The sequence below is a fragment of the Acinetobacter johnsonii genome, assembly GCF_048551975.1.
Classification (GTDB): domain Bacteria; phylum Pseudomonadota; class Gammaproteobacteria; order Pseudomonadales; family Moraxellaceae; genus Acinetobacter; species Acinetobacter johnsonii_A.
In genome coordinates, this window is record NZ_JBIMCF010000016.1 from 56,767 (window position 1) to 67,823 (window position 11,057).

Here is an 11,057-nt window from a genome sequence, read left to right on the forward strand (position 1 = left end):
ATGAGCACCCCGATCATCATTGCTAAGAAAACCACGAATACCCAACAAGATGTTGTTCTACACTCGAAGTTTGCCAACCGTCATGGCTTAATTGCAGGTGCAACAGGGACAGGTAAAACCGTAACCCTGAAGGTGTTGGCTGAAAGTTTTTCCAGACTCGGAGTGCCCGTATTTTTAGCCGATGCCAAAGGTGATGTTTCCAGCTTAGCGCAGGCAGGTGCATCCAATCCCAAATTTGATGAACGCATTAAAAGTTTAGGCATCGACAGCATTCCCTTTGCTGCATCCCCCGTGGTGTTTTGGGATTTATTTGCTGAACAAGGTCATCCTATTCGTACCACGATTACCGAAATTGGCCCGCTGTTGCTGGCGCGAATGCTGAATTTAAATGATACCCAAGAAGGGGGGCTTTCTGCGGTGTTTCGTATTGCAGATGATCAAGGCATGTTACTGATCGACTTTAAAGACTTAAAAGCCATGATTGGTTATGTCAGTGAACATGCCGCAGAGTTTAAAGCCGAATATGGCAACCTATCTCCTGCCAGCCTTGGCGCGATTCAACGGAATTTATTGGCACTGGCCGATCAAGGTGGTGATCAATTCTTCGGGGAGCCCAGCTTAAATATTCTCGACTTTATTCAGACCGACAGTAATGGTCATGGCTATATCAATATTCTAGCCGCAGACAAGCTCATGAATACTCCAAAGCTCTATGCCACTTTTCTACTCTGGATGCTCTCTGAACTGTTTGAACAGCTGCCTGAGGTTGGCGATATGGACAAGCCCAAGCTAGTGTTCTTCTTTGATGAAGCGCATTTGCTGTTTGATAATGCCAGTGCAGCACTGCAAGAAAAAATTGAACAAGTGGTGCGCCTAATCCGTTCCAAGGGGGTGGGTATTTACTTTGTCACGCAAAACCCACTGGATTTGCCTGAAAGCGTGTTAGGGCAGCTCGGAAATCGTGTACAACATGCCTTACGTGCCTTTACTCCGAAAGATCAAAAAGCGGTAAAAACAGCTGCAGACACCTTCCGTGCCAACCCTGAATTTAAGGTTGAGCAAGCCATCACCGAGCTAGCTGTGGGTGAAGCTTTGATTAGTTGCTTAGATGAACAAGGCACACCGCAAATTGTAGAGCGTGCATGGGTGATGCCACCCTACTCGTCTTTCAGTCCCATTAGCCCAGAGCAACGTCAAACCTTAATTTCACAAAGTATCGTGGCAGGTATTTATGAAAAAAGTCTAGACCGTGAAAGTGCTTTTGAACTTCTACAAAATAAAGTGGTTGAACGCCAACAACAAGCAGTACAGATAGAGCAAGAGAAACAACAAGCCAAAGAACAAGAGGCACTCGCAAAACAGCAAGCCAAAGAAGCTGAAACACTAGCGAAGCAACAAGCACGTGAGCAAGCGCGGATTTCGAAAGAACAGCAGAAAGAAGCTGAACGTGAAGCGAAACAGCGTGAGAAGCTAATTCAAGACACAGTAGGAACTTTTGCCAAAAGCGCCGCCCGCAGCCTCGGCGGCAGTACGGGACAAAAAATCGTCCGTGGTTTACTCGGCTCTTTGTTTGGGCGTAAGTGATCTACTTTTTAAATCTAAAAATCAAAATTTATGGGATATTCATATATCCCATATAAAAATTAAGCTTTTATTTAAAGATGTATTTACATTGCATCTTCAAAGGTATATTTTAAATACATCTTATAAATGATAGCCAAGAGAGATCAAACATGACTCCGCAGCAAATTGACCTTGTAAAAGCAACTGTTCCTGTCCTTCGTGAAAATGGTGTCGCACTCACGGGTTATTTTTATAACCGTATGTTAGGCAATAATCCTAATTTAAAAGAAACCTTTAATATGGGGCATCAACGCAGTGGTGCTCAAGCCCAAGCTTTGGCGGGTGCTGTGTTGGCCTATGCAGAAAACATTGAAGATCCTTCAGTATTACTCCCTGTGGTTGAGCTGATTGCCCACAAACATGTCAGCTTGAATATTCAAGCACCTGACTACAACATTGTTGGGGAAAACCTCCTCCATTCGATTAGTGAAGTTTTGAGTATTTCAATGGAAGATCCATTGATTGATGCTTGGGCTGCAGCGTATGGTCAATTGGCTGATTTATTCATTAGCACTGAAAAAGCGATTTATGAGCAACATCAACAAACCAAAGGGAGCTGGTTAGGCTGGCGCAACTTTAAAATTGCGAAAAAAGTGGTTGAAAGCGATGAAATTACTTCTTTCTATCTTGCCCCTGTGGACGGTGGTGATTTACCAAAATATGAAGCAGGTCAGTACATTTCAGTACGTGTATTTGTTGAGGAACTTGGTCTAAAACAACCTCGCCAATACACCCTTTCAACGAGTCCTCAAGCAGATTATTTACGCATCTCAGTTAAACGTGAAGATGAAAAAGGCGACTTGGTTGCAGGCTGGGTTTCAAATACTCTACATGGTCTGGACGTTGGTGCCGAAATTGAAGTGTCTGCACCAACAGGTAACTTCTACCTGATTGATCCAAACAAACGTAATGTCTTTATTAGTGGTGGTGTGGGTCTCACCCCAATGGTGGCAATGCTGAATCAATTGGTGACTTTAGATATGCCTGAGCCTGTAACCTTCATTCATGCATGTCGTAGTAAACAAGTGCATGCCATGAAACAGCACATTCATGACTTAAAAGCGAAGTACCCTCGCCTAAGTACCTTTACTGCTTACGAGTTTCCACATCAAAGTGATATTTTAGGTCAAGACTTTGATGCGAAAGGTCGTCTTGATTTGAGTACCATTGATAGTGCGATTCTACCAACGCAAGCAGATTATTATTTATGCGGCCCAATGCCATTTATGGCTGAGCAACAAAAAGCTCTGATTGCCCGTGGTGTTCCTGCAGAAAATATTCACAGTGAAGCTTTTGGCACAGGTGGTGTTCACCACTAACCCATGCCATCGGCATAAAATAGAGAGGGTTAGTCAGTTATGCTAGACTAGCCCTTTGTTTTTTGCTTATCAACGATCAGTACCCTCATGCAGCTCAATAAATTTACCGATTATGCTTTGCGAATTCTGATGTATGTTTCACAGCCGAAAGCGCTGCCGCATACCATCGCAGAACTGGCGCAAGCACTACAAGTGTCTGAAAATCACTTGATGAAAATCGTACACTTTATGGCGAAACAGCAGTGGATTATTACTGCACGCGGTCGTGGCGGTGGGATTCGACTCAATCCAGAAACCCTACATTTAAGACTAGGCGAGATTGTACGGATCTTACAAGCAGATCAGAATATTGTGGAATGCAATACCCCACCTTGCGTACTCCGTTCAAATTGCGGACTGAAAGGGATCTTAGATCAAGCGCTAGACCAGTTCTATCATAGCCTAGACCAGTACACCTTATCTGATGTACTGGGCACTGAGCCTCAGAATAAGTTCACAACCCACTCGCCGATTAACCTGATCAATCTTGCCGATTAAGGTCTTTTACAGACAAGATTACGGACTTTACACTGCAAAGGTCGATTGCCTGCTCGACTTCCATTATAATGGCTGATTGTAGATCATAAATTGAAGTTGAGTTATGCACCACAGCCGAGGAAAATCCAAAAACAGTAAAATTGCTGCTGCCCCAAAGCAAAAAATTAGCTATGAAAAAAAGGTAGATTCTGCAGTTACTGAATATGCTGTGCGCGCTCTCAACTGGCTGCGTAAAGCAGAGTTTTTAATGAGTGCCCCGAAGCTCAACCTGTGTGTAGAAGATACAGGCTATGAAATTGCCTTTGCGGGTCGTTCAAATGCAGGCAAGTCCAGTGCTATCAATGCCTTAACCAACCAAAAGCAATTGGCTCGTGCCTCGAAAAAACCGGGTCGTACGCAGATGATTAACTTTTTCAGTCTGGGTAATCCTGACCAACGTCTCGTCGACTTACCCGGTTATGGTTATGCAGCCGTGCCTGAAGCGATGAAAATCGTGTGGCAAAAAGAGTTAGAAAATTACCTGATTCAGCGTAAAAGCTTACAAGGTTTAGTGTTGTTGATGGATATTCGTCATCCGCTACAGCACTTTGACGTGATGATGTTGGAATGGGCGTATTCACGTAAATTGTTTGTGCATGTACTGCTAACCAAGTCCGATAAACTCAACCGTGGCCCTGCTTCTAAAGCATTGCAAGAAGTTAAAGCCCAATTGAAAAAAATGAAACTGGATTTCTCAATTCAATTGTTCTCTTCTCTCAATAAACAAGGCCTAGAAGAACTGGCAAGTGTGATGGGCGGACGATTGAATTTTACTTTAGATCAAGCCCAACACTTTGACTTAAGCAGCATTCCAGATGCGACAGCCGATGAGCTAGATGCAGACGAATTCGATGAAGATCCTGAACCCGCTATGGATCTTGATGCTGAAGACGATGTGGAAACCAAACCACAGTCTGAGGCTTAAGTTTTAAACGCCAATCTATAAAAGCATCATATTTGCTGTATCTGTGTCCCCTGTTGCTAATCGCAATCGGGGACTTTTTTTTATATAGTCAAATCATTATAAAACCAATAAAAATAAGTCGATGAATTATTTAGATTTTTTTCGAATAATGTATGGATAATAAAGTAGCTTGACTATACTGACTTTATTCAGCTCGTGAAAAAGTTCAACACATATAAAAATAGGTCAGCATATGAAATTATGGTCTCGATTGAAAAAAAACAAAATTCGCTCTTCGATTGCCTACACCATTAAGCCCCGCAAAGTTAAATTTGAATGGCAAGACAGCCCGATTGATTGGATTCCCAACCAACCTTTTGCCAGCTATTTCATCAATGAAATTAATATGATCCTACCCGCAGGTGAGTTCTGGTTCTGCCGCCTCTATAACAAAGTTTTACCGCAAATTAGCGATGAAAAGCTGAAGCAAGATGTACAAGCCTTTATTCGCCAAGAAGCCATGCATGCGAAGGTACACAACTCAGCCAAAGAAATATTGATGTCTCCCGTAATCTAGCATTGATGGATTTCTTATTTGGGAAATTACTGGCCGATAAGCCGCTTGATTTGACGGTACCCAAAGCACTTGAACACCAGTGGGATCTTTTTCGACTCGGTATTATTGCCACGCTGGAACACATGACCTGCGTGCTTGGCAAATATGCACTGTATAACACCGAATGGAAAAAAATGGGCGCTAACCCTGCGATGTTAGACTTAATCAAATGGTACGGCGCAGAAGAAATTGAACACCGTACCGTCGCATTTGATTTGTACCGACATTTAGGTGGAGGCTATATTGCGCGCTATTATTTGAGTCTGGTGGTGATTGCTGCCGTGCTTGGTTTATGGGTTGATGGTGCATCTTATATTATGAAACAAGATGACCGCTTTAAGTCGATTCAACCCAGTCTGTTTAAACCTTGGATTTGGCGTGAGTGGCTGTCTATTTCCAAGCGGAATCATCAAGTACTACCAAGCCCGCTCTGGTTAGTGTCACAACAGTTTGGCTATTTGGTGCCGTGGTATGACCCTGTACACGAAGCCAAAACAGAAGATGCGATTACCTACTTAGACCAATCCCCTGCAGCAAAACGTGCCATGCTCAAAGTCGTTTAAATCCAAAAATAAAAAAAAGCAGCTCAATCAGCTGCTTTTTTTATTTTAGAGCAAGGCTTAAGAAGAGTTCGATAAGTTGGGCAAAGGTGCATCCAAATCCTTGGTATGTCGATCCACTACCACACTAATCATCATGTCCCCTTGTACATTTACCACAGTTCGCACGGTATCCAACAAGCGATCAATCGGCAATAAAATCGCAATCGCTTCAGCAGGAAGCCCGACAGACTGCAATACCATAATCATGGTGACCATGCCTGCACTCGGAATTCCCGGAGCACCTAAAGAAGCAATCATCGCCGTCAGACACACCACCAGCTGCTGACTCAAGGTCAAATCTAGTCCCATCAAGTTGGCAATAAACAAAGCTGCCGCCGCCTCATACAGCGCAGTACCATCCATATTCAGCTGCGTCCCTAACGGAATCACAAAGCCTGCCGTTTGCGGACGTACACCAAGATTTTCTTGTGCACACTTGAGTGATAAAGGCATGGTCGCCGAGCTTGAACTGGTAGCAAAAGCCGTAATTAACGCCACACGTGTACCTTTAAAAAAGGTCATCGGATTCATCTTGCCAAAAATCCATAGCAATAGCGGCAAAACCACCAGACCATGAAAAATGGTTGTGCCCGTTACCACAGCCGCAAACTCTGCCAAACGACTCAATACCGAAATGTCTTCGGTTGCAATCAACTTAGCAAGTAAAGCAAAAATTCCTAGCGGGGCTAGCTTCATCACCCAACCAATCATCAACATCATGATGTCAAAGAACTGTTGACTTAGCTTACGTACCGTACGGAATTTTTCGCCGCCTTTAACCAGTGCCACACCTATGAATAATGCAAAAACCACCACCGCTAAAACATTGCCTTCGGCAAAAGCTTTGAACGGGTTAATCAGCGTATTTTGAATAAAGTTGGTGAAGAACGAAGATGGCGTAAGCGTATCTGGCGTTTGATGAGAGACCATGGCATCTTGGAACATGGCGATATCGACACCTTTGCCGACTTCAAATAAATGCGCGCAGCTTAAACCCAATATCAAGGCCAAAGTCGTGGTGGTGACACAACATGCCAGCGTAATTTTCCAAACAAGGGAGAGCTGACCGCCCGCTTGTAAGTTGGATACCCCCACCACAATTGAGCTAAAAATGAGAGGAATCAGAAGCATTTTTAGCAGACCAATAAAAATACTGCTGACCACCCCGATGCCATACAAACTCATCTCTAAAAAAGCGGTCTCAGGGAAAAGATTTAAAATAAATCCGAAGATGACCCCGAAGATCGCGGCAATTAGAATTTGCGTGTTTAAGCTCATAGCTTCATGCTTTTCAAAGATTTCTTTGGGAAACTATGCCATGTGAATGGACTAGAATCGAGCATTTTTTTGTCACAAGTACTGCACATTTCCCCATATACCTCTCTCCAAAAGGTGAAACCATTACAATTGAAGCTCAACTTCTAGCTCTGCCCTGACCACCTTTCAGTCATAAAATCAGCCATAAAAAAAGCTGAGTCATATCACTCAGCTTTTTTATGATCAGGCTTTATTGGGCTTCGATTTCACGGAGACGAATCAAACCTTCTTGCGTGGTACTACACACCAACTCACCGTTTTGCCACATTCGTCCAAAGTTTAAACCACGTGAACTGGCACTGACTGTGGCGTCCATGTCATACAGCATCCAGTCATCCACGCGAAAGGGTTTATGGAAATACATGGCATGATCGATACTCGCACACTGTAAACTTGGCGAAAGATAACTTAAACCATGTGGGCGCAGTGCCGTGGTCATTAAAGTGAAATCTGAATAGAATGCCGCAATTGCCTGATGCAATGAAATCTCATCCACCTCTGCTACTATACGGTCATGCGTGCGAATATAGTGCGCATACACAGGTGCTTCAGGCTGCGGTTGGTACGGGTTCTGTGGATTGATAGGACGAATTTCCACATGACGATCCCGCATAAAACTTGCACGCACATTTTCAGGCACAAATTCCACCATCATTTTTTTCAGTTCAGCCTCAGACTTTAAAGACTCTGGTGCTGGATACTCAGGCTCACCGATTTGATAATTCAAGCCTTCTTCATTGTCAGCAAAAGACACCATACACATAAAGATGGTTTTACCATGCTGAATAGCACGCACTTGGCGACTGACAAAACTACGACCATCACGAATTCGATCAACTTCATAGATAATCGGCGCGTTCACATCGCCACCAAATAAAAAGTATGCATGTAAAGAATGAGCTGGACGATCCGTCGTATATGATGCCGCACGTAGGGCCTGACCTAAGACTTGTCCGCCAAAAACACGCTTCCCAACCAAATTACGGCTTTTTCCACGAAAGATATTTTCCTCAATTTTTTCGAGGCTCAGTAATTCAACCAACTCTTGGGTTAAGGCATTCATAAGCAACCTACTTAATGGTGAGAGACCAGATTTTTCTATAAAGTGATGAGGTATGATATCGATATTAAAATCTATTTTGCCATAAATTCAGACTAAAACCCTATAGATTACTTGACTGAGTTGTCATAAGTTTTTTTCGTTATGTCCGACTAAAAATACGATTTTTAACGATAAAATTCACCATATAAAACAAATTTGTCAGGAAATGACATACGGTTTATGTTTACAATTACGCAAAATAAATACCCCTTCAGACAAACTGCGGGATTGGTCATTTAAGCAGGAGTGTATATGTCCAAAAGTGGCTTTGGTCAAATGTATAGAAAGCTTTCAAGTAAGCTTCTTGACCTCATAGTAACCCCACATGTATTGGGTGAGGTTCCAACAGAACCGACAGCAACAGATGCTGACCCAACAGCTTCAGGCCATCCCAAAAAAATTGTCTGTTATGTGCTTCAAAACCACTCACGCAGTAATGCGCTATTGGTGGATGGTGAAACGCGTCGTTTAAAACTTGCTCCTGCACTCGATCCTTTGGTCGTGGGGACACATCAAGAAAAAGCATCGATCGTGTTTTTACAACATAACGATGAAAATAATTTACTTAACCCTTCACCACACACCTTTCCACCGCGCCTATTACGTCTAGTTGAAGCTTTAGAACAACAACCCGATTTAGACGTGGAGCTGGTACCTGTGACGGTACTGTGGGGACGTTCACCAGATAAAGAAGACTCTTGGTTTAAATTACTATTTACCGACACTTGGGCAACTCCAAGTACGGTGAAGCAGCTGATGAATATTGGTTTACATGGTCGTCAGTCATTTTTAGAGTTTCATGAAAGTCAGTCTCTACGTGCATTGGTCGACTTTGCAAAAACCACCTATCCGAATTTATCACCTGCGACTTATATTCTAAACACCTTAAATAATCAGCTCGATGCACACCGTGAAGCGGTACTCGGCCCTGACCTTTCAGACCGTCGCAACGTGATGCATTCATTGATTAAATCGAATGACGTACAAGAAGCCATTCGCCGTGAAAGTATCCGCGGCAAAATTAGCATGTTGGACGCAGAACGTCGTGCCATTGGTTATATCAATGAAATCGTATCGGATTACTCACATTCGACCATCCGTTTTGCGGAAATGGCGCTAGCACGATTATGGACGCAGCTCTATGACGGGGTTGAAGTTCATAATTTCAATACGGTTCGTGAGTTGGCTAAAGACTACGAAATTGTGTATACCCCATGTCACCGCAGCCATATCGACTATTTACTGCTGTCTTATGTGGTGTATAACCGTGGTTTGATGGTGCCTTATATTGCTGCGGGCGATAACCTGAATATGCCATTTGTTGGGCAAATTTTACGTGGTGGCGGTGCATTCTTTATTCGCCGTACTTTCCGCGGTAACGCGCTCTACACTTCGGTCTTTAAAGAATACCTATACAGCATTTTGTCGCGCAACACGCCTTTGGAATACTTCATCGAAGGTGGTCGTTCACGTACAGGTCGTCTGCTACCACCAAAGACAGGTATGTTAGCCATGACGGTGCACAGTCACTTGCGTGGGCGTGCCAAACCGATTGTCTTTGTTCCGACCTATATTGGCTATGAACGATTGATGGAAGGTGCAACCTACGTCGGCGAGATGAACGGTAAACCAAAAGAAGCCGAGTCTGTCTTTGGGATTCTGCAAACCTTACGCAAAATTGAACGTATTTTCGGAAAAGTCCATCTCAACTTTGGCGAGCCTGTTTTCCTCGATGACATGCTGAAAAAGCATGGCGCTGAGAATGTGCAAATTGCTAAAAATGATGATCCCATTCCGCAAGAAGTCTCTGATGCAGTCAACAGTTCAGCACATGCAATTTTAGAAAATATTAACCGTGCAGCTGTGGTGAATCCTGTTTCACTCTTGTCTTTGGTTCTGTTGGCCACTGAGAAGCATACGCTGGATGAAGAAATCTGCATCAAACAGCTTGATACCTATCGTAAGTTGTTGACTACACTTCCTTATGATGAGCGCCTCTTGGTCACGCCATTATCAGGTAAAGAAATCATTGCTTATGGTTTAAAGCTAAAACTGATCAAGCGTATCAATCACGTTCTTGGTGACATTATTGCGATTGCGGACAATCAAGCCGTACTGCTGACCTACTTCCGTAATAACATTTTGCATGCCTTTGTCTTGCCATCACTCGTTGCCGCTTTGGTTGAACACAATGGAACCATTGGCCGTGGTGATTTAATCAATGTAATTCGCACGCTATATCCATTCTTAAAAGCAGAATTGTTTTTAAAATGGGAAGATGCTGAACTCAAAGATCAAATCTGTGCCTATGTAGATGGTTTGATTCAAGCTAAACTGATTTCTGAAGATGCCGAAGGCCACTTGATTTCTCCTGCTCCAAACAGCGAAAATCATAACCAGTTGGTGGTATTGGCAGCACCAGTCATGCAGAGTCTTGAGCGGTACTACATGACACTTGCGCTGATTACACAACGTGGTTCTGGGAACATTTCAGCGCGTCAGGTGGAAGAACTGAGTCATTTGGTCGGTCAGCGTCTTTCAGTACTGTATGAGTTCAATTCACCTGAATTCTTTGATAAAGCCTTGTTCCAGAGCTTTATTAAAGTGCTCACGCAACAGGGTTATATCAGCACCAACTCAGATAACGCGATTGTGTTTGATGAGAACTTTCAAAACGTTGCGCAATATGCCAACTTGGTACTAGATGATGTCACGCTACAAATGTTGCAACACATCACCACTTTCAGCGATGAAGAGTTGAAAGACACGCTAGACAAAGTGGCTGCTGAACAAGCGAAGAAGCGTTCGAAACGTAAGAAAAAGTAATTTTTTCTTAAATGCATAGGTATCTACAAAATGTAGGCGCCTATGCTGTAAGCCTACGAATAAAAATGAAAATATTGTTATTCACCAATTAAAATGTCTATGCGATAAACCATTTAAAATGTCCTGTTTTTAACCATAAGAGTCAAGCACAGGATTTAAATTTCTTTGTTCA

7 protein-coding genes and 1 pseudogene are annotated in these 11,057 nt (G+C 43.1%); 6 read left to right on the forward strand and 2 right to left on the reverse strand.

The window, feature by feature from the left end:
- From ACG9ZB_RS12295 to ACG9ZB_RS12315, 5 genes and pseudogenes are all read left to right on the forward strand, one after another.
- Positions 1 to 1,584: a helicase HerA-like domain-containing protein gene (locus ACG9ZB_RS12295; RefSeq protein WP_419326016.1), complete on the forward strand. Its 1,584-nt coding sequence runs from the start codon at positions 1 to 3 to the stop codon at positions 1,582 to 1,584.
- A 149-nt stretch (positions 1,585 to 1,733) separates the two neighbouring features.
- Complete coding sequence (hmpA, locus tag ACG9ZB_RS12300) at positions 1,734 to 2,942, forward strand: NO-inducible flavohemoprotein (protein ID WP_419326018.1); 1,209 nt, start codon at positions 1,734 to 1,736, stop codon at positions 2,940 to 2,942.
- Between the two features lie 87 nt (positions 2,943 to 3,029).
- Positions 3,030 to 3,479: an RrF2 family transcriptional regulator gene (locus ACG9ZB_RS12305; protein WP_419326019.1), complete on the forward strand. Its 450-nt coding sequence runs from the start codon at positions 3,030 to 3,032 to the stop codon at positions 3,477 to 3,479.
- A 103-nt stretch (positions 3,480 to 3,582) separates the two neighbouring features.
- Positions 3,583 to 4,443 carry a ribosome biogenesis GTP-binding protein YihA/YsxC gene (gene yihA / locus ACG9ZB_RS12310; RefSeq protein ID WP_419326021.1) on the forward strand — a complete coding sequence of 287 codons (861 nt, stop codon included), beginning with the start codon at positions 3,583 to 3,585 and terminating at the stop codon, positions 4,441 to 4,443.
- Positions 4,444 to 4,675: 232 nt separating this feature from the next.
- Positions 4,676 to 5,601, forward strand: a pseudogene (locus ACG9ZB_RS12315) (metal-dependent hydrolase).
- Positions 5,602 to 5,658: 57 nt separating this feature from the next.
- Here the strand turns inward: ACG9ZB_RS12315 and ACG9ZB_RS12320 are convergent.
- Both ACG9ZB_RS12320 and ACG9ZB_RS12325 read right to left on the reverse strand, forming a co-directional pair.
- Complete coding sequence (locus ACG9ZB_RS12320; protein WP_419326023.1) at positions 5,659 to 6,918, reverse strand: dicarboxylate/amino acid:cation symporter; 1,260 nt, start codon at positions 6,916 to 6,918, stop codon at positions 5,659 to 5,661.
- 229 nt (positions 6,919 to 7,147) lie between these two features.
- The gene (locus ACG9ZB_RS12325) at positions 7,148 to 8,020 is read right to left on the reverse strand and encodes an acyl-CoA thioesterase (protein WP_419326024.1); all 873 of its coding nucleotides are present in this window, start codon (positions 8,018 to 8,020) and stop codon (positions 7,148 to 7,150) included.
- Positions 8,021 to 8,311: 291 nt separating this feature from the next.
- On the opposite strand from ACG9ZB_RS12325, the gene plsB reads away from it, so the two are divergent.
- Entirely contained in the window at positions 8,312 to 10,885 is a 2,574-nt protein-coding gene (gene plsB, locus ACG9ZB_RS12330) for a glycerol-3-phosphate 1-O-acyltransferase PlsB (protein ID WP_419326026.1), read from the forward strand.
- Positions 10,886 to 11,057 lie beyond the last annotated feature (172 nt).